Annotated in this window: 17 protein-coding genes; 7 read left to right on the top strand and 10 right to left on the bottom strand. The window is 44.4% G+C overall.

What is annotated here, in order from left to right; all coding sequences use genetic code 11:
- Positions 1-54: 54 nt before the first annotated feature.
- The 3 genes from J5566_RS05835 to treR are packed head-to-tail and all read right to left on the bottom strand — an operon-like array spanning position 55 to position 1,686.
- Positions 55-606 carry a CvpA family protein gene (locus J5566_RS05835; protein WP_208562494.1) on the bottom strand — a complete coding sequence of 184 codons (552 nt, stop codon included), beginning with the start codon at positions 604-606 and terminating at the stop codon, positions 55-57.
- Positions 603-914 carry a hypothetical protein gene (locus tag J5566_RS05830; protein ID WP_208562493.1) on the bottom strand — a complete coding sequence of 104 codons (312 nt, stop codon included), beginning with the start codon at positions 912-914 and terminating at the stop codon, positions 603-605. The genes J5566_RS05835 and J5566_RS05830 overlap by 4 nt, the downstream gene beginning before the upstream one ends.
- 58 nt (positions 915-972) lie before the next feature.
- A complete protein-coding gene (gene treR, locus J5566_RS05825; RefSeq protein WP_208562492.1) occupies positions 973-1,686 on the bottom strand; it encodes a trehalose operon repressor in 714 nt (237 codons plus the stop codon).
- Between the two features lie 193 nt (positions 1,687-1,879).
- Between treR and treP the strand changes: the two genes are divergently transcribed.
- From treP to J5566_RS05810, 3 genes are all read left to right on the top strand, one after another.
- Entirely contained in the window at positions 1,880-3,871 is a 1,992-nt protein-coding gene (gene treP, locus J5566_RS05820; protein WP_208562491.1) for a PTS system trehalose-specific EIIBC component, read from the top strand.
- 75 nt (positions 3,872-3,946) lie between these two features.
- Positions 3,947-5,572, top strand: coding sequence for an alpha,alpha-phosphotrehalase (treC, locus tag J5566_RS05815; protein WP_208562490.1), 1,626 nt, complete (start codon positions 3,947-3,949; stop codon positions 5,570-5,572).
- Between the two features lie 60 nt (positions 5,573-5,632).
- Complete coding sequence (locus J5566_RS05810) at positions 5,633-5,995, top strand: iron chaperone (RefSeq protein WP_208562489.1); 363 nt, start codon at positions 5,633-5,635, stop codon at positions 5,993-5,995.
- Between the two features lie 288 nt (positions 5,996-6,283).
- Here the strand turns inward: J5566_RS05810 and J5566_RS05805 are convergent, their stop codons facing one another.
- A complete protein-coding gene (locus tag J5566_RS05805; protein ID WP_208562488.1) occupies positions 6,284-7,267 on the bottom strand; it encodes a Gfo/Idh/MocA family protein in 984 nt (327 codons plus the stop codon).
- Between the two features lie 89 nt (positions 7,268-7,356).
- Between J5566_RS05805 and rnhC the strand changes: the two genes are divergently transcribed.
- From rnhC to J5566_RS05785, 4 genes are all read left to right on the top strand, one after another.
- Positions 7,357-8,247 carry a ribonuclease HIII gene (gene rnhC / locus J5566_RS05800; protein WP_208562487.1) on the top strand — a complete coding sequence of 297 codons (891 nt, stop codon included), beginning with the start codon at positions 7,357-7,359 and terminating at the stop codon, positions 8,245-8,247.
- 13 nt (positions 8,248-8,260) lie between these two features.
- Positions 8,261-8,872: a signal peptidase I gene (lepB, locus tag J5566_RS05795; RefSeq protein ID WP_208562486.1), complete on the top strand. Its 612-nt coding sequence runs from the start codon at positions 8,261-8,263 to the stop codon at positions 8,870-8,872.
- A 38-nt stretch (positions 8,873-8,910) separates the two neighbouring features.
- Entirely contained in the window at positions 8,911-11,403 is a 2,493-nt protein-coding gene (gene recD2, locus J5566_RS05790) for an SF1B family DNA helicase RecD2 (RefSeq protein ID WP_208562485.1), read from the top strand.
- Between the two features lie 105 nt (positions 11,404-11,508).
- Positions 11,509-12,186: a hypothetical protein gene (locus J5566_RS05785; RefSeq protein WP_208562484.1), complete on the top strand. Its 678-nt coding sequence runs from the start codon at positions 11,509-11,511 to the stop codon at positions 12,184-12,186.
- Between the two features lie 172 nt (positions 12,187-12,358).
- On the opposite strand, the gene J5566_RS05780 is transcribed toward J5566_RS05785, so the two are convergent.
- The 6 genes from J5566_RS05780 to J5566_RS05755 all read right to left on the bottom strand — a co-directional run bounded on the left by J5566_RS05780 (position 12,359) and on the right by J5566_RS05755 (position 19,380).
- Entirely contained in the window at positions 12,359-13,585 is a 1,227-nt protein-coding gene (locus J5566_RS05780; protein WP_432215587.1) for a serine hydrolase, read from the bottom strand.
- A 287-nt stretch (positions 13,586-13,872) separates the two neighbouring features.
- A complete protein-coding gene (locus J5566_RS05775) occupies positions 13,873-14,880 on the bottom strand; it encodes an ABC transporter permease subunit (protein WP_172044964.1) in 1,008 nt (335 codons plus the stop codon).
- Entirely contained in the window at positions 14,873-16,384 is a 1,512-nt protein-coding gene (locus tag J5566_RS05770) for a sugar ABC transporter ATP-binding protein (RefSeq protein WP_432215586.1), read from the bottom strand. Before J5566_RS05770 ends, J5566_RS05775 begins: the two co-directional genes overlap by 8 nt.
- A gap of 145 nt (positions 16,385-16,529) precedes the next feature.
- Positions 16,530-17,612, bottom strand: coding sequence for a galactose ABC transporter substrate-binding protein (locus J5566_RS05765; protein ID WP_208562482.1), 1,083 nt, complete (start codon positions 17,610-17,612; stop codon positions 16,530-16,532).
- Between the two features lie 108 nt (positions 17,613-17,720).
- Entirely contained in the window at positions 17,721-18,653 is a 933-nt protein-coding gene (locus J5566_RS05760; protein WP_208562481.1) for a 1-phosphofructokinase family hexose kinase, read from the bottom strand.
- Positions 18,654-18,753: 100 nt separating this feature from the next.
- Entirely contained in the window at positions 18,754-19,380 is a 627-nt protein-coding gene (locus J5566_RS05755; protein ID WP_208562480.1) for an NAD(P)-dependent oxidoreductase, read from the bottom strand.
- Between the last annotated feature and the right edge of the window lie 21 nt (positions 19,381-19,401).

Genomic DNA, 19,401 nt, shown 5'->3' with positions numbered 1-19,401 from the left:
TCACTTCATACAGAAAAAGTCTGCCTAAGGCAGAACTCTTTCCTCTTTTTATTCTTATTGTGCTGGGATGGCACTAATCCATAGATTTTTAAAGACTGCGCTCGTAATTGGCGTAAAATCAATCATCACTTTAGATAAAATATCCTTACTGAGGTTATCTTGAATCAGTGCTAAAGGAACCGTTGCTGCAATGGTCAAGACCATCTGCAGAGAAATCCACGTCACCAAGACTGCCAAGCCTCCTGCTATCAGTTTGCTAGTAGCTGTATCTGGGTCAGCAAAGGTCAAGAGATGGACGAAAATGCCAAGCAAGCGCATGATGACATAGACCAAGAAATAGACCAAGAGAAAACCGAGACCAGCATAGAAAATCTGATCTAAGTCAAAGAGGTACTGGCTATCAAAGAAATAGCTAGTGCTACCTTCAGTTGCGTTTGCAAAGGGCACCCAGAGATACAAGACATCTGCCACCTTCTTGTACAATCCTGCTGCTACTATCATAGCAAAAATACTTGAAAAAGTGTAAAAAGCCTGTACAATCAGCCCTCGACTGTAGCCAATATAGAAACTCCAGGCCAAGACAATCAAAATAAGCAGACTAATCATTGGCGGTCCTCTAATTCATCTAAATCAACCAGGGTCACATTTTTCTTCAAGACTTTTTCCTTCATCGTAGCCAACTCAGCTTCTGTTTGGGCATAGGCCTTTTCACGGTTCAATTGAACAGAAAGAGCATTGATAGCTAGGAGCAAGGCCAATGTCTCAGAATCTGCTGAAGGCATTTTTTCCTTTAAAGCCTGGTATTTTTCATTAGTAATCCGTTCAATTTCTTCCATGAACAGATTGTCATGTTCTGTCGTTAGCGTTAGTTGTTTTTCCCCGAAGGAAAATTTATAACGATTTATATTTGCCATAGTTCACCTCATCTATCATTATACCTTAAAATAAGGAGAGATTCAACGATTGACAGTCTTAGAGAGAATGCTTGCGACGGGCAAAATCCACGAAACGGAACTTGTCAATCTTATGCTTGCTCTCAGTATATTGGAACTGACGGGTATCCCCTAAAAAGACTCGGGATTTGATTAAGACCAGATAGTCATCCTGACTCTGAAGTAGGGACTTTTCCTCTCGGTTAGTTGGTTCAATTGTAATCTCTTTTTGGGCAAAAGAAATATCCAGGCCAAGTTTATTTTCCAAATAATCATAGATAGACTGGCTAGCAATCTCTCTGGTCATATGGGGAACCAAGTCATGTGCAAGGTAGTCCGTATCAATTACTGAAACCTTCCCATCGATGGATCTTGTACGGACAATTTTCCATACCTTGCTGTAGGCTTCAAAGCCTGTTAGTTTTGACAAACTAGTTGAAACTGAGATCAAGTCCAACTCCACTACATTCGTTTGACTTTGTAGTTGTAAGGATTGGGTCAACTCCTGATAAGAAGTCAAACCAGAGACAGGAAAATCTAAGAGTTCTTGTTTCAATACCAGCGAACCTCTCCCCTGAACCTTTTGAATCATACCCCGTTCGGTCAAAATCGCCAATGCCTTACGAACCGTGTCACGACTGACCCCATAGAGCTCCTGCAGGTCTTTTTCTGTCGGCAAGGAAGTTCCTGCGCTGTAGTAATCACTCAAAATCTTGTCTTTTATATCATTAAAAATTTCTTGGTATTTTTTCATATTTTCCTCTTCGTTGTCGCATTCTTAACAAATAACCTATCCCATATTATAACAAAATAAAAAATTTTTTTGCAAAAATACTTGCAAAAAATTATGAAATCGGATACAATAATCTCAAGCTAAATTTGTCCGTACAAATTTTTCTTAAAAAATATAGGAGGGACAGTGAAAAACTGTCGGGAAGGAAAAATATATGGGAAAATTTGAAAAAGAAGCCAAACAGCTCTTAGACGCTATTGGCGGCAAAGACAATGTCACAGCAGTTTCTCACTGTGCGACACGGATGCGTTTTGTTCTTGCAGATGACAAAAAAGCAAATGTCAAAGTCATCGAAGACCTTCCAACCGTAAAAGGAACCTTCACCAATGCTGGTCAGTTCCAAGTTATCATCGGTAACGATGTACCTCTTTTCTACAACGACTTCACAGCTGTATCTGGTATCGAAGGTGTATCGAAAGAAGCAGCCAAGTCAGCAGCTAAAAACAACCAAAATGCCATCCAGCGTGTCATGACCATGTTGGCGGAAATCTTTACACCAATCATCCCAGCCCTTATCGTCGGCGGTTTGATCCTCGGTTTCCGTAACGTTTTGGAAGGCGTACAATTCCAAGCACTTGGTCAAGCTATGAAAGATGGAGAACTCCTCTTTGACGCAAGTGGTAATCCAATCTGGAACACAATCGTTCAAGTATCACCATTCTGGAATGGTGTCAATCACTTCCTCTGGTTGCCAGGTGAGGCCATCTTCCACTACCTACCAGTAGGTATCACTTGGTCTGTATCTCGTAAGATGGGGACATCTCAAATCCTTGGTATCGTCCTTGGTATCTGTTTGGTTTCTCCACAATTGCTCAATGCTTACGCTGTACCAGGTACAGATGCTGCAACCATTGCTAGCGAATGGTCATGGAACTTCGGTTTCTTCTCAATCGCTCGTATCGGTTACCAAGCCCAAGTTATCCCAGCCCTCTTGGCAGGTTTAGCCCTTTCTTACTTGGAAATCTTCTGGCGCAAAGTCATTCCTGAAGTGATCTCCATGATCTTTGTACCGTTCCTATCACTTCTACCAGCTCTTATCTTGGCTCACACTGTCCTTGGTCCTATCGGTTGGACCATCGGCCAATGGTTGTCAACAATTGTATTGGCAGGTTTGACAGGTCCTGTTAAGTGGCTCTTCGGTGCCATCTTTGGTGCCCTCTATGCGCCATTCGTTATCACTGGTCTTCACCACATGACCAACGCGATCGATACGCAATTAATTGCCGATACTGGTGGTACTGGTCTCTGGCCAATGATTGCACTTTCAAACATCGCTCAAGGTTCGGCAGTATTTGCCTACTTCATCATGAACCGTAAAAATGAAAAAGAGGCACAGATTTCGCTTCCAGCAACTATCTCTGCCTACCTTGGCATCACAGAACCAGCCCTCTTCGGTGTCAACGTTAAATACATCTATCCATTCGTAGCTGCTATGATCAGTTCAAGTATCGCTGGTTTGCTCTCTGTAACCTTTAACATCCAAGCCGCTTCTATCGGTATTGGTGGTCTTCCAGGCATCTTGTCTATCAAGGCAGAATACTGGGGAGCATTTGCCATCACTATGCTGGTCGCAATTGCTGTACCGATGGTATTGACCTTTGTATTCAAGCGTGCAGGCTTGTTTGCAAAAAAGGATGAGGCTCCTGAAGAAGTAAAAAGCGTAACTCCAAGCGTTTCATCAGGAGCGAAAATAGAATTGGTAAGTCCACTAACTGGACAAGCCAAAGAATTGTCACAAGCGACTGACCCAGTATTTTCTTCTGGTGTTATGGGGACAGGTTTGGTCATCGAACCGAGTCAAGGTCTCTTAACAGCGCCAGTTGACGGAACAGTCTCCGTGCTCTTCCCAACCAAACATGCTATTGGGATTACAACCGCCCAAGGCTTAGAACTCTTAATCCATATTGGTATGGATACTGTTAGCCTGGAAGGCAAGGGATTTGAAGCCCACGTCAAACAAGGCGACAGCATCAAAGCTGGTGACAAACTGATCAGCTTTGACATTCCAACCATTCAAGAAGCTGGATTGGTGACCGAGACTCCAATTATCGTAACCAACCAGGCTGACTTCTCTGTGGAAATCCTGAAACAATTACCAGTTGCAGTTGAAAATGGACAAACACTCCTAACTGCAAGCAAACTTTAATCAATCCTTAGGAGGTGCAGGTTTTCTGCCCCTCCTATGATTGTTTTATGTAACCAATTAGAAAGCGAGACAACCATGACTATTGACAAACGAAAAGTTGTCTATCAAATCTACCCCAAATCATACAAGGACACAACCGGGAACGGTGTCGGCGACCTGCGTGGGATCATTGAAAAACTCCCTTATCTAAAAGAATTAGGCATTGACATGATCTGGCTCAATCCTTTCTACCCAAGTCCGCAACGGGACAACGGTTATGATATTTCTGATTATACAGCTGTCAATCCTGATTTTGGCACCATGGCTGACTTTGAAGAAATGGTGACAGTCGGTAAAGAGCTGGGTATTGAATTCATGCTGGACATGGTCCTCAACCACTGCTCAACCGACCACGAATGGTTCCAAAAAGCCCTAGCCGGCGACAAATACTACCAGGATTTCTTTATCCTGCGTGACCAGCCAACTGACTGGGTGTCTAAGTTTGGCGGCAACGCCTGGGCTCCCTTTGGAGAGACTGGAAAATACTACCTCCACCTCTTTGACGTGACCCAAGCCGACCTCAACTGGCGAAATCCACATGTCCGCGAAGAACTCTTCAAGGTGGTCAACTTCTGGAAAGATAAGGGTGTCAAAGGCTTCCGCTTCGATGTCATTAACCTGATTGGTAAGGACGAAGTCCTCGAAGACTGCCCAATCAATGACGGTAAACCAGCCTACACCGACCGCCCGATCACCCACGACTACCTCAAGATGATGAACAATGCCACTTTTGGTAGCGAAAAAGGCTTCATGACCGTCGGGGAAATGTCTGCCACCACCATTGAAAACTGTATCCTCTACACAGCTCCTGAGCGGGAAGAATTGTCCATGGCCTTCAACTTCCACCACTTGAAAGTGGACTACAAGGACGGGCAAAAATGGACCATCATGGACTTCGACTTTGAAGAACTCAAGCGCCTCTTCCACACTTGGGGGGAAGAAATGTCCATCGGAAATGGCTGGAATGCTCTTTTCTACAACAACCACGACCAGCCTCGTGCCCTCAACCGCTTTGTTGATGTGGAGAATTTCCGCAAGGAAGGAGCGACCATGCTGGCTGCCTCTATCCACCTGTCACGTGGTACGCCTTACATCTACATGGGCGAGGAAATCGGCATGATTGACCCTGACTACGATAGCATGGACGACTATGTCGATGTGGAATCTATCAACGCCTACCAAATGCTCTTGGATCAAGGCCACACACCTGAGCAGGCCTTCAAGATTATCCAGGCCAAGTCCCGCGACAATTCCCGCACTCCGATGCAATGGGATGTTTCTGACAATGCAGGCTTCTCAACAGTAACTCCTTGGCTGAAAGCTGGCAAATCCTACCAAACAATTAACGTTGAGCAGGAAAAAACAGGTCCAATCTTTACCTTCTACCAAGAACTCATTCGCCTGCGGAAAGAACTTCCTCTGATTTCAGAAGGGGACTACAAGGCAGCCTACAAGGACAGCCAGAAAGTCTATGCCTTTGAACGCTTGCTAAATGACGAAAAACTGTTGGTCCTCAACAATTTCTTTGCAGAAGAGGTTGAATTAGACCTGGCAGACGACTACGCCCACGGCCAAGTCCTCATCAGTAACTACCCTGACAGCAAACTCGGTAAGAAAATTACCTTAAAACCTTATCAAGCCTTAGCGATTTTGGTGAAATAATGAAAGAGGAGCTAGCTCCTCTTTTATGATAGAATGAAATAAAAAAAAAAGGAACCACACATGCTCCAAGAATTTTTGAACAAGGTCAAGAATCCTGTCTTGAAGGACAAACTGGCAACAATCTTCGCCCAAATCCAGCAGGAGTTTCCAAGTCTGACGACAGAAATCAAATGGAACCAGCCCATGTTTATCATGGACGGGACATTTATCATCGGCTTCTCCGCTGCCAAGGCCCATATTTCCATCGCACCCGAAACGGTTACTATGGAAACCTTTGCCCAGGACATCGAGAAAGCGGGCTACGAGGCGACTTCAAACCTCTTCAAAATTAAGGAAGACCAGGAAGTCAACTGGGACCTACTCCGAACTATCATCACCTTTAACATGGATGAGAAGAAGGGCTATGACAAATTTTGGAGATAGGCATTTGGCCTAGACTATACAACAAAACAAGCCCTGATTGAATCAGGGCTTGTTTTAGGAGAGAATGAAAAAGAAAATGTTAGGATATAGTTAGTATAAGCGAGCCAACTTAAAGAAAGCTGAATCCTCTCTTATGAAACAATCCAAATAAACGAAACACCCTTGACTATGTCAAGGGTGTTTCTAGGAGATTATATGAAAAAGAAAAATTTTAGGATAGAAATAATATAGTTCTATCTGCTTAAACAAAACTGAAATTTTTCTTATAGAAAACTAAAACAGTTTTTCCTATTCCTCCTCTGGATAAACCAAGCCCCATTCTTTTCGGAGTTGGGTCATGATGTCCATGACATCTTGGGTGTAGGCTAGGTGCATGGTATTTTCGATCCCTGCAACAGCTTTCTCCATATCTGCCACTTCATAAGAGAGGGCCTTGGCAATTTCGCCTATCTCGATGACTTCCTGGCTGCCGTCCTCGGTATAGGTAATAACCGCCTTTTGTCCACGAGGATACTCGTAGAGTTCGATGTAGCCCTTGTCATAGGCAATGGTGCCTCGTTTTGGCTGTTTGGCATGGAGGGTCAGGGCGATGGTCGCCATTTGACCCGCATCATTACTGAGCAAAATCCCTACCTGCTCGTCCACACCTGTCGGAGCTAGCTTAACCTGGGACAAAACCTGACTTGGCTTTTCCGTCATAAACCAACGGACAAAGGAAAGAGCATAGACACCGATATCTAAAAGAGCACCGCCTGCCAAGTTCTTATTGAAAAAACGGTTGGTCATGTCGTATTCCTTGTAGCTGCCAAAGTTCATCTGAATCATCTTCAACTCTCCCAGCTTACCACTGGCCACCACTTCGCTCAACTGACGATAGATTGGCATGTGGAAAATGGTCATGGCTTCTGCCAAGATGACCTGGTTTTCCTCTGCCAACTGAATGGCTTCTGCCAACTCTTCTGAATTAAGCGTAATAGACTTTTCACAAAGAACATGTTTGCCTGCTGCCAAGGCCCTGCGTAAGTAGTTAATATGGGTATTGTGAGGCGTTGAAATGTAGATAATGTCTACTTCAGGATCCTCAAAGACCTCATCGATTTCCTGATAAACTTTCTCGATGCCATATTTTTGCGCAAATTCCACACCCTTGTCATAGGTACGGTTGGCTACCGAATAAAGATTTCCTCCCATAGCCTGCAAGGCCTGAACCAACTCATTGGCAATGATACCTGTTCCCAGAGTCGCCCAGCGAAAGTTCACTTTTTGTCCCATCTACATCTCCTTTTCTTTTGCTTCTTCTACTATAGCAAAAACCAAGGTTTTCTGCACACTCTAACCAGCATTTGTGATACAATAAAAACATGAATACAGTCGTACTAAAGGTCTCTCCACAAGTAGCGACCAAGATGGCCAGTCACTACTCTGCTTATCAGTCACCGAGTAAAAATCCCTATATCAGCGCCTTTTTCAAACTGAATGGAGCCAGCCTATCTATCTATACTTCCGGAAAGGTCGTTTTCCAAGGGGAAAAAGCAGAGCAGGAAGCCAGCCACTGGGGTTATGAGCAAGAAAGCTCTGGACAGACGACCAGTCCTGGTCAAGACCTGCCCATGATTGGGACAGATGAGGTTGGAAATGGGTCTTATTTTGGAGGTTTAGCAGTCGTTGCAAGTTTTGTCCGCCCAGAAGACCATGCCTTTCTCAAGTCGCTTGGTGTGGATGATTCTAAGAAAATGACAGACCAAAAAATCTGCCAAATCGCTCCTCTCTTAAAAGAAAAAATCCCCCACCAAGCTCTGCTATTGTCTCCGAAAAAATACAACGAAGTCATCGAGCAAGGCTACAATGCGGTGTCTGTCAAAGTCGCCCTGCACAATCAGGCTATTTTCCTACTCTTGCAAAAGGGTGTCCAGCCCGAGAAGATTATCATTGACGCCTTCACTTCCAGTCAAAATTATCAAAAGTACCTGAAGAAGGAAGCTAATCAATTTGCCAACCCCATCACTCTAGAAGAAAAGGCTGAGGGCAAATATCTGGCAGTTGCAGTATCTTCTATCATTGCAAGAAGTATGTTTTTAGAAAATCTTGTCCAGCTTGGTCAACTAGTTGGGAAAAATCTACCTTCTGGAGCCGGAAGTAAGTCCGACCAAGTCGCAGCCAGCATCTTAAAAGACTATGGCATGGCTGGTCTCAACCAAACTGCCAAACTACACTTTGCCAACACACAGAAAGCACAAAAATTAGTGAAATGAGGAAATCGTTGAAATGAAAAAATTGTCATTTGCAGGCTTTTTAGCAGAATGGGGACTCTTTACCCTCTTTATCGTCGGTTTTATCTTGAGCCGTCTCTATATTTGGAGCCCGGTGACGGTTGACGGCCACTCCATGGACCCGACACTTCTGGATCAAGAGCATTTGATCATGGTACGGACAACTAGCATTCAACGTTTTGATGTGGTTGTAGCTAGTGAGACAGATACCAATGGCAAGGAAAAACTGATTGTCAAACGGGTCATCGGGATGCCAGGCGACACCATCCGTTATGAAAATGATGTCCTCTACATCAACGACCAAGAAGTGGATGAGCCTTACTTGGACCAGTATTTGGCAGCTTACAGCCAAGACAAGCTCCAGTCCGTTTACTCTTATAACGCGAATTTTCAAGCCCTTGCTCTTGAATCAACAGCCTTTACCATGGATGCCAACAAGTACGCAAGCTTTACCATCCAAGTACCCGAAAATCAGTATTTCTTACTAGGAGATGATCGTCTGGTATCACAGGATAGCCGTCATGTGGGCACCTTCTCTGCTGACCAGATCGAAGGGGAAATCAAGCTACGCATCTGGCCATTCAACCGAATTGGTACCGTTCAGTAATCACAAGTTCGCTTGTGATTTTTTCGTAAGGAAAGACTATGACAGAATACTATTTCACCGGAAGCATCGACCGAATCATTTTTGAAAATCCGGCAAACTTTTATAAAATCCTTCTCTTGGAAATTGATGAAACCGATGCTGACTATGATGACTATGAAATCATTGTCACAGGAACCATGGCAGATGTCATCGAGGGAGAGGACTATCGTTTCTATGGCAATCTGGTCACCCATCCCAAATACGGCCAGCAGCTTCAAATTTCTCGCTACGAGCGGAGCAAGCCCACATCTGCTGGTTTGGTCAAGTATTTCTCCAGCGACCATTTCAAGGGAATTGGACGCAAAACGGCAGAGAAAATCGTCCAACTCTATGGAGAAGATACCATTGACAAGATTTTGGCAGAGCCTGAAAAACTAACCCAAATCAACGGACTATCGACTGCCAACCGCCAAGCCTTTCTAGAAAAGCTCCGTCTCAACTATGGCACCGAGATGATTCTCTCACGCTTAGCAGAATACGGCATTCCAAACAAGCTGGCATTCCAAATCCATGAAATCTACAAGGAAAATACCCTATCTGTCCTTGAAGAAAATCCCTACCAGCTGGTTGAAGATGTACAAGGGATGGGCTTTACATTGGCAGACCGAATGGCAGAAAATCTGGGAATTGACAGCCAGTCTCCCCAGCGCTATCGGGCCGGCTTACTCTACACCCTCTTGCAGCAATCCCTAGAGAGCGGAGACACCTATATCGAAGCACGCGCACTCTTAGAGCATAGCTTGGACCTACTCGAGGCAGCCCGCCCAACTGAATTGGATCCCACAGGCCTTGCCCAGGAAATCACTCATCTCTTACAGGAAGGAAAAATCCAGCAAGTAGGGACCAAACTCTTTGATAATAGCCTCTATTTTGCAGAAGAGGGCATCCATAAAAACCTCCACCGCCTACTGACCAAATCTTCTACCAAGACCTTTTCGAGAGAAGAGATTGATCTGGCCATCAAGGAATTTGAAGAGATGGCCAAGATCCAGTATGATGCCATCCAAAAGGATGCCATTCGTAAAGCCATCAGCCACCCCGTCTTTATTTTAACAGGGGGACCAGGGACAGGAAAAACAACGGTTATCAATGGAATTATCGCTGTCTATGCCATCTTACACCAAATTGATTTGACCCAAAAACGGGACGACTCCCCCATCTTACTGGCTGCTCCAACAGGTCGGGCAGCCAGACGGATGAACGAGTTAACAGGCTTGCCGGCAGCAACCATCCACCGCCACCTCGGCTTAGTAGAAGGCCAAGAAGAGACCTACCGTGACGACTATCTAGATGCTGAATTTATCATCATTGATGAGTTTTCGATGGTTGATACCTGGCTGGCCAACCAGCTCTTTCAAAACATCTCCTCAAATACCCAAGTGCTGATTGTTGGTGATGCCGAACAACTCCCTTCTGTCAGTCCTGGTCAGGTCCTTGCCGACCTCCTAAAGATTGAACAGCTACCCAGCATCACCCTGGAACGGATTTACCGCCAGTCAGATGATTCTACTATCGTCACCCTAGCCAGCCACATCCGCCAAGGAGCCCTACCGCAAGACTTCCGGGAAAAGAAACCAGACAGGTCCTACTTCGAAGCCAGCAACCAGCAGATTCCTGCTATGATTGAACGGATTGTCAGCGCAGCCGTCAAATCGGGCATCCCAGCCTCAGAGGTGCAGATTCTGGCCCCCATGTACAAGGGGGCTGCAGGTATTGACCAGCTCAACACCATCACTCAAGCCTTGCTCAATCCCAAGGAAGAAGGCACACTTGAATTCCTCCACAATGACCTAGCATTTCGCCAAGGAGACCGCGTCATCCACCTTGTCAACGATGCCGAAGCCAACGTCTTCAACGGAGATTTGGGCTACATCACCGACCTCTTACCCGCTAAGTATACCGACTCCAAGCAGGATGAACTGACCATCAACTTCGACGGCAACGAGGTCACTTACCCACGAAATGAATGGTATAAAATCAGCCTAGCCTATGCCATGTCCATTCACAAGTCCCAAGGGAGTGAATTTCAAGTAGTCATTCTGCCCCTGACCCATTCCAGCAGCCGGATGCTCCAGCGCAACCTCCTCTACACGGCCATCACCCGCTCAAAGAGTAAATTGATTCTCCTCGGTGAAAGCAGCGCCTACCAGATTGCTGTTCAAAACGCCGGTACGATCCGAAAAACCTATCTGGTCCCTCGTTTCCAAGGGGAAAAAGCAGAGCAGGAAAGCAAAGATAGCCTGGCAGAGTTGAAAGAAAGCCCAACTAGTCCAGCTAGCCAACCCACAATAACAAGCCCATCCTTATCCCAAACAGCCACAGATTCACAGACAAGGGATCGTCAACAACTGACCCTTCTAGAACAAGAAGAGCCAGAAAGGACAAGCACCCACCCTAAAGAATACATTCTGACGGTGGACAACCTGCTAACCATCGACCCTATGATTGGCATTCGAGAGGCAGATATAGAGGAATTTTTCAAAAATAGATAACAAATAAATTTCTTTTGTTACAAATATATTACAAACATTACAAAAAATGTGTTGACGATGCATTGTTTTCCTGATATACTTTATCTATATTTGGAGGTAATGAAAATGAAAAAGACTACAATGAACGCTCTCATCCTACTAGCTGCTAGTTGCTTATTGGTAGCCTGCTCATCAAAAAAACAAGAAAGTCAGACAACTCAATCAAGCACTACACAAACCAGCACGAGCTCAACAACCGTTTCCAGCTTAACGAAAACGACGACATCAAGCAGCGTTTCAACAGAAACAAGTCAACAGAATCAAGAAAGCCAAAGCTCACAGGGAGTTGAGAGTCTTGTAAGTAGCACAACAACCCATAGTCAACTCCTTACCCTACCAGCAACCAGTATCCCTAATGACTTAGTGGGAACATGGCAAGGAAGTAGCCAACAAGCTCGTCAAATTGATATGGTCGTTACTGCCGATGGCACCGTTACCGTAACAAACGACTTCCGTCAAAATGAAAACCAAGATGCAAATGGACTAGTCCAGACCTTTACTGCAAAAATTTCTGACCTTGTCGAGTACAAGCCTAATCATTTCATCATTCGGAATGCGGAGAGTGAAATAGCAGCTCTTCTTCCAGGCATGACTGGACTCGGTGGGCGGATTACACCTGGATTTATTTTGGAAAACAGTCAGTATAAGGTCATCTTGTGGGGAAATCCTATTGACAGTTCAGAGGCAGTATATGACTTAGAAACAGAACCAACTATTCACGTCACGCTCAATAAGTTAGACTAGAGATTCGCTACATCTTGCTGGCTTATCTGAACAATCGAGTGCATGTAAAAATTATCGTGAGCAACATATCGTTATTCTATGTCCCAAAAAGAATAATCCTATAAAGTACTCACTATATAAAAAGACTAGGTCGCTAATGGACCTAGTCTTCTTTCATTTTCTTCTTTTCTATTTAGATTGGATAATGGCCTACCATAGCCTTCTTGGCAGGATTCATATTGATTCGGTGCCATTGATTGATGACATAGGCAAGAGCAACGACCTGATTGTAGCCAAATCCGTCAATTTCCAGATCATCTTCTGAGGCTCCGCCAAAGTGTGCAGTATAAAGGGCAATGCTATACGGCGTTTCTTCCATCACAATAGCATCAACATTCAATGCCTCTCTAACATATCCTGGTTTTTGATAGACGGTCACACCGTGAACATATTCTTCATACCAGTCTCCAGGAAAGGCTAAATCTAGATAGGTCAACAAATCCGCATACTTGCTCTGATGTTGGTAGAGGTAGTCCAAGACTTGGGTATAATAACTACTGGTTGTCTTGTTTCCTTCTAAAGAGAAAGTTGGTATATCAGGATTTTTGGACTGGCCATAGCGTCCAAACATACCGTAGGCAGCAACCATCCCTCCGATTCGCTCTGATAGGGCATAGGCTGGCGTATTTTCCGACACAACGATGGAGCCATATTGCATATCAGCAATGGTCATCTTGCCATTATAATTTGCGACGTAGGCATCGTGTTCGGGTTTGTACTCATAGCGAGTTGCGGTAATATCATAAGCCTCCGTCGCTGATACCTCTCCATTTTCGACTGCATCCACAACCAACATATTCAAAGGAAGTTTATAGGTAGAACCTGCTGTCATCGGCTGTGTGTCATTCATAGAGAAGACCTCATTAGTTTGGAGATTTTTATAGGTAAAGGCCACCTGAGAGGGATCCAATCCCTGTTCTGCTAAAAAAGCCCGAACGGTCTCTTCCAAACTTAAATGAACATAATCGTAGTAGAGATAGAGACTGTCCATATAAGCCAAATCTTCCTGCAGAGCCAATTCCCGTTCTGCTAATGACTTATAGACCGGACGGACTGTAGGCTCTGTTTGGGTCAGGGATTCTTTTCCATCCGAATCTGTTTCTGCTAAGTTTGTAGTAGATGTTTCAGTAGTCAGGGTAGAAGAGCCTTCTTTCTGTTGACTCACCCAGAAGATACTTCCAACTAGAATAACAGCAAGAATGCCTAGTAAGTAGGGCAAGCGGAACCAATCTTTAAAAGTAAAAACTTTTTTCCGCTTCCGTCTCATCTGACCTGAACTAGTTTCAGGTGAATGGTCAAGTTGAACGGCTACAGATTCTTGATTATTCCTGACACTATCTTGCATCCACAATTGATTCATTGTTAGATTTGGTCTAGGATATCGTTTATAAATATGGCTTCGATTACGTCTGTTTGGTACTCTTCTTGGCTGCTTGCGTTTATCTGCTCCTGACCGAGCTTCACGCCTTGATCTTCTTTCATATTTCAAATTTGTCATAACTGTTATAGTATAGCTGATTTCTAAACAATAGACAAGTGAATTTACTCACTGAATTATCAAATATTCGTTTCAAACCTCTGGTTTTTTATATAAAATCAATCAAAAGAACCTTCCAATAGAAGGTTCCTGTTCCAAAATAACTTTTCTTATTTTTTAACAAGGGTTTTCCGAATATCGAGGGCAACAGCAACGATGATGACAATCCCTTGGATAACGTTGGTCATATCTGGTGTCACTCCCAAGTAGGTCAAGCAGACTTTGAGCAATTCAAAGACAAAGACCCCAAGAAGAATTCCAGGTACAGTACCTTGACCGCCGGCAGTTGATACACCACCAATTGTGGCAGAGGCAATGGCATCCAACTCATATCCCATACCTGCACCAGCACCAGCTGAACCTGTCTTGGCAGAAAGCAAGAAACCAGCTAGGCCGTAGAGCAAACCTGCCAAGAGGAAAATCTTGATTTTAGAGAAGCGAACATTGACACCTGAAACTTCTGCGGCGTTCTCGTTACCTCCGATGGCATACATGTACTTACCATAGCGAGTTTTGTTATAAAGCACCCACATGGCCAGACCAACTAGGGCTGCAATGATGGTGATATAGGGAATGAAACCAAATAACTTGCCTTGACCGATCGCCACAAACTCATCCTTAAAGGTACCGATTGGTTTGGATTGGGAATAAATCAAGACAAAACCATAGGTCATAATCTGGGTTCCCAAGGTCGCCAAAAATGGTGGCACGCTGAGGAAGGAAATGATAGCACCATTAAGCAAGCCGAGCAGGGCACCGACAGCTAGGGCTGCCAAGAGTGGTACAAAAATCGGCATGTCTGGTAGGTCTGGGAAAAATTTTTGGGCAAAGTCCGGTCGTTGTACCAGGGTTGCTGTAATAATGGCGGTCAAGCCCACAATCCGACCCGCAGATAGGTCTGTACCACGAATAATCAAGCAGCCTGAAACCCCCAAGGCAATGATAAAACGAACTGAGGTATTGGCCATGATATTGGCAGCATTTCCAAGAGTAAAGAAATTATCCTGGGTCAAGCCAGTATATAAAATCATGGCAGCGACAACGATATACATGGAGTTCTTTGTCAAGAAATCTCCTAGATGAAATTGAGATGATTTATCTGACAGAAGTTTAGGCATCTGTTTCTCCTCCTTGCTGATTGGTCATAAATTTAGTTGCCAGTGTCATGACGGCCTCTTGGGTTGCCTCTTCACGATTAAGGAAACCGGAGATCCGTCCCTCACACATCACCATTACTCGATCAGATACGCCAAGCAATTCCGACATTTCTGAGGTAATCATGATGATGGATTTGCCTTCTGCGGCTAGGTTGTTGATAATCTGGTAGATTTCATACTTGGCACCGACGTCGATTCCTCGTGTTGGCTCATCCAAGATCAGAATATCTGGATCATTGGCCAACCAGCGGGCAAGAATCACCTTCTGCTGGTTACCTCCTGACAAACTTTCAATATGCGTCTTGGTCGAAGGAGTTTTAACCCGCAAACGGTCCACGCTTTGATTGACAACCTGGCTGATTTGCTTCTCGTTCAGCAAGCCCAAGTGCCCCAGATATTGGTGAAGGGAGGCAATCGAAGCATTATCAGAGACCGATAAGACACCAAAAATTCCATTAAAACGACGGTCCTCCGTCACTAGAGCGATCTTATTGGCAATGGCTGTGGCAGGATTTTTAATCTTGACTTCTTGGCCTTTTACAAAAATCTTCCCTTCTTTCAAGACCCGCATACCATAGAGGGCTTCCATCAGTTCCGTCCGCTGGGCCCCGACTAGGCCACCAATCCCTAAGATTTCGCCCTTTTTCAGGTCAAAACTAGCATTCTTAAAGGAAAGGGGACTTGGAGAAGTCAGATTTTCCAGTCGAAGAACGACTTCCTCTTCCACCTTATTGGTTTTCTCAGGGAAGAGACTAGTCAATTCACGGCCAACCATGGCTTGGATGATTTTTCCTGTCGTCATCTCAGTGGCTGGCCATGTGCCGACATACTGACCATCACGCATGACCGAAATATCATCCGAAATTCGTAAAATTTCATCCATCTTGTGGGAGATGTAGATGATGCCAATATTTTTCTCCTTGAGCTGCTGGATAATGCTGAATAATTTTTCTACTTCCGAACTGGTTAAGGAGGAGGTCGGCTCATCCATGATGACCACCTTAGCCTTGTGGGAAATGGCTTTGGCAATTTCGACAGACTGCATTTGAGAAACTGTCAGATGATGGAGCAGGGTCTTGGGATCAATCTGCAAGCCCACCTCATCCAATAAGGCCTTGGTATCCTGGTTCATCTTGGCATGGTCAACCAAATTAAACCGCCCCAAGGGGTAGTTGCCCAAAAAGACATTCTCAGCGATAGTCATCATCCGAATCGGTTGCAATTCTTGATGGATCATGGACACACCTGCATCAATCGCTTCCTTGGAATCCTTGAAATTGACTTCTTGACCGTCAAACAAAATGGTTCCACCATCTCTGTGATAAATACCAAACAAACATTTCATCAGGGTGGATTTCCCTGCGCCATTTTCTCCCATTAAGGCATGAACTGTTCCCGGACGAAGTTTGAAACTAACATCATCCAGGGCCTTGACACCTGGAAATGTCTTGGTAATATGTTTCATTTCTAAAATATATTCACTCATTCTCCCGGCTCTCTTTCCAAAAAAAATATGTTCTCACTATACGTACAATCACCATTTTTCAAGGGAATCATAGATAGTGAGAACGCACTAATCGTTTTGCAAAATTGATTACTTAAGAGGAAGCTTATTCCGCTGAACGTTTTGCGTAACGTTCTTTGATTTCTTCGATTGTTTCAGTTTTTGCTTCTGCTTCTTTCAATTCAGAATCAGCTTCTGAAGTCACTTTCACATAGTCAACCCAGTAGTACGGAGACACATCTTCACCATTCATCAACTTAACTGCTACTTGAGCTGCAGTGTGTGATTGGTTGAAGTGGTCGTTCAATACAGTACCAGTCAATTCACCCTTAGCCAACAATTCCATGGCATCTGGAATCGCATCAACACCTACTACAAGGATGTCTTTGCCAACTGTACGACCAGCTGCTTTAATCGCAGTTACCGCACCAACTGCCATACCGTCGTTGTTTGCAAAGATAACTTCCAACTTGTCACCGAATTGTTCCAAGGCAGCAGCAGTCACTTCTTGACCTTTAGCAGTATCCCAGTTTGCAAGGTAAGGCTCAGCCAAGGCTTCACGTTTGATACCTGCATCGTCAAGAGCTTTAACAGAGTAGGTTGTCCGTTGTTGTGCGTCAACGTTTGCTGGGTCACCAAAGAGGGTAATGTAGCTCACTGTACCGTCACCGTTGATATCACCTTTGCTATCAGTAGCAGCAATAATTTCACCTTGGAAGGTACCAGACTGAGTTGCATCTGCACCAACATAGGTTGTTTTACCAGGCCAGATTTCCAATTCAGCAACTTCTGGCTCACGGTTGATCAATACAACTGGGATATCTGCAGCTTTTGCAGAGTTGATAATAGAACCTGCAGCAGTTGGGTCAACCAAGTTTGCCAAAATAACGTCTTTACCTTGTGCAATAAAGGTATTGATTTGTTCTGTTTGGGTCGCTTGGTCTTGCTTACCATCTTGGATATCCAAGACATAGGTATCGCCTGTTTCTTCACTCAATTGTTTGAAGTAGGCATCCAATTCCTCACGATAGAGTGTCATAAAGTTGTCATCAAATTTGTAGATGGCAACACCGACTTGATAGGTCTTACCAGACCCTGACTCTGCAGTACTGCTTTCTTCTGACTTACCACAAGCAACCAAGAGCAAGCCAACGAATGCAATCGCCAAGAGCTTCAATACTTTTTTCATTCCTTAATCCTTTCTTTTTTAAAGTAAAAAGCAGTCAAAGCAATCAACTTTGTAAACGGTTTCTTATGTTAATATAATATAATTTTACAAACAAGATGTCAAGAGGATTTAGGAAGGAATTGATAGCTCCTTAACCTCTACTTCCTGCAAAACTTCCTCAAATTGATGGGCGTGAACCTCTGGAAAATCGTTGAGACAGTTGGCTGTTGCAAAGGCAGCAGCCTCTGCCAGATAAGTTTCAGGTGCTTCATTTTGCACCAGACCTTTGACCAATACACCCAAATAAAAGTCACCTGATGCAATCGGATTGCGGGTGATTTTTTTCGGTGATTGCACACGGAAAATGCGCTTGCCAATCTTTGCTAGACTCCCCTTGCTACCCAAGGTCACAATCAAATTTTCATGAGGAACTTGGTGGCGCAAGAGGTTTTCAATAGCTGCTGGGTCGTGTTCGTCTAGGTCAGGATAGATGTCTTTCAACTCTTCATTATTGATTTTAATCAAGCTGGGTTGAGCTTGATAGGCTTGGATCAAGGCTGCGCCGCTGGTGTCAACAATGGTATGAACTTCTGGATGCTCTTCGATAAAACGACGGATATAGTCATCTGGCATTCCTGCCATCAAAGAACCTGAAAAGACCACAAAGTCACCAGGAGACAAGGACTCTTTTAAGCGGTCAGTAAAGGCAGTCAAGAGACTTTCCGTTAACTCCAAGCCCTTCTCATAAACCAAAACTACCTGCCCTGTTTCCTCCTCTAGATAGATAGTGCAGATGCGCGTGTTGCGGTCATGTTGGGTCAAAACCAGGGGGTTCTGTCTTTCTATGTTTAGCGTTTGTAAATAATCACCAATAGGACCACCCAAAATTGTATGGATGCAATAGTCTGACTGTCCCCTTTCTCTCAGGGCATAGGCCACATTAAAGCTCTTCCCGCCTGGAAAGTCTCGTACTTCCTTAGGGCGGTTGGGAATTTCTTTCTTCAATTGATCGACAATAATGGTGCGATCCAAAGCTGGATTGGGACAAATTAAATGAATCATGGAGGTCTCCTTTTTGATTTATCTTATATTATTATACTATATTGAACGAAAATAAAAAAGATAATTCCACAAAGGGAACTATCTTTTTACTAGTGTTTTCTTATGCAAATACGGAAATACGTTCTTGCTGGTAGCCACCTTTTTCGGCAATATCTACTAAGGCCATTGCATAGTCTACATAACTAATATAGCTTTCACCTTGGGCATTGACCTGGAAAACCTCGCCAGCCAGAGTGTAAGCACCTGCTTTTTGACCTTCTGCATCAAAATCAGCCGCTGGGCTGATATAGGTCCAGTTGACCTCTGTCGCCTGACGGTAGATGTCAAGACCTGCGCCCATAGCCTCTGCGACTGGTAGGTAGTCCGCTGGGAAGTCTGGGGAATCCTTGAGCATGCTTGTTTGGCTCTGGTCTAGGTAGAGGCTACCTGCACCACCAACAATCAAGAGACGAGTGGAAGTGCCTACAAGTATGTCTGTCAAGTGGCTAGCTAGACGGCTATGGTCTGGTAGCGTTTCTGGTGTCCATGCACCAAAGGCGTTAACCACCACATCAAAGCCCGCCAAGTCTTCCTTGCTAAGTGCAAAAGCATCTTTTTGGATCACTTCCTGGGCTGCGCTCTTGTTTTCAGAGCGGACAATGGCCGTCACCTGATGACCACGTTCTACTGCTTCTTTGGCAATGGCTTGACCTGCTTGACCGTTTGCTGCGATAATGGCGATTTTCATATTGTTTACCTCACTTGTTTT

Origin of the sequence: Streptococcus suis (genome assembly GCF_017601095.1) — a bacterium.
In the GTDB taxonomy this organism is placed as follows: Bacteria; Bacillota; Bacilli; order Lactobacillales; family Streptococcaceae; genus Streptococcus; species Streptococcus suis_Z.
The sequence above is the reverse complement of the archived record's forward strand: the minus strand, read 5'-3'. Positions and strand labels throughout refer to the sequence as shown.

What these genes read in the sequence shown, in the direction of transcription:
- J5566_RS05755 (WP_208562480.1), bottom strand. Translation starts at nt 19,380, where the DNA reads ATGAAAATCGCCATTATCGCAGCAAACGGTCAAGCAGGTCAAGCCATT.
- rnhC (WP_208562487.1), top strand. Translation starts at nt 7,357, where the DNA reads ATGAATACAGTCGTACTAAAGGTCTCTCCACAAGTAGCGACCAAGATG.
- J5566_RS05765 (WP_208562482.1), bottom strand. Translation starts at nt 17,612, where the DNA reads ATGAAAAAAGTATTGAAGCTCTTGGCGATTGCATTCGTTGGCTTGCTC.
- treC (WP_208562490.1), top strand. Translation starts at nt 3,947, where the DNA reads ATGACTATTGACAAACGAAAAGTTGTCTATCAAATCTACCCCAAATCA.
- J5566_RS05805 (WP_208562488.1), bottom strand. Translation starts at nt 7,267, where the DNA reads ATGGGACAAAAAGTGAACTTTCGCTGGGCGACTCTGGGAACAGGTATC.
- J5566_RS05785 (WP_208562484.1), top strand. Translation starts at nt 11,509, where the DNA reads ATGAAAAAGACTACAATGAACGCTCTCATCCTACTAGCTGCTAGTTGC.
- J5566_RS05760 (WP_208562481.1), bottom strand. Translation starts at nt 18,653, where the DNA reads ATGATTCATTTAATTTGTCCCAATCCAGCTTTGGATCGCACCATTATT.
- J5566_RS05770 (WP_432215586.1), bottom strand. Translation starts at nt 16,384, where the DNA reads ATGAAACATATTACCAAGACATTTCCAGGTGTCAAGGCCCTGGATGAT.
- lepB (WP_208562486.1), top strand. Translation starts at nt 8,261, where the DNA reads ATGAAAAAATTGTCATTTGCAGGCTTTTTAGCAGAATGGGGACTCTTT.
- treP (WP_208562491.1), top strand. Translation starts at nt 1,880, where the DNA reads ATGGGAAAATTTGAAAAAGAAGCCAAACAGCTCTTAGACGCTATTGGC.
- J5566_RS05780 (WP_432215587.1), bottom strand. Translation starts at nt 13,585, where the DNA reads ATGAATCAATTGTGGATGCAAGATAGTGTCAGGAATAATCAAGAATCT.
- J5566_RS05835 (WP_208562494.1), bottom strand. Translation starts at nt 606, where the DNA reads ATGATTAGTCTGCTTATTTTGATTGTCTTGGCCTGGAGTTTCTATATT.
- J5566_RS05830 (WP_208562493.1), bottom strand. Translation starts at nt 914, where the DNA reads ATGGCAAATATAAATCGTTATAAATTTTCCTTCGGGGAAAAACAACTA.
- recD2 (WP_208562485.1), top strand. Translation starts at nt 8,911, where the DNA reads ATGACAGAATACTATTTCACCGGAAGCATCGACCGAATCATTTTTGAA.
- J5566_RS05810 (WP_208562489.1), top strand. Translation starts at nt 5,633, where the DNA reads ATGCTCCAAGAATTTTTGAACAAGGTCAAGAATCCTGTCTTGAAGGAC.
- J5566_RS05775 (WP_172044964.1), bottom strand. Translation starts at nt 14,880, where the DNA reads ATGCCTAAACTTCTGTCAGATAAATCATCTCAATTTCATCTAGGAGAT.
- treR (WP_208562492.1), bottom strand. Translation starts at nt 1,686, where the DNA reads ATGAAAAAATACCAAGAAATTTTTAATGATATAAAAGACAAGATTTTG.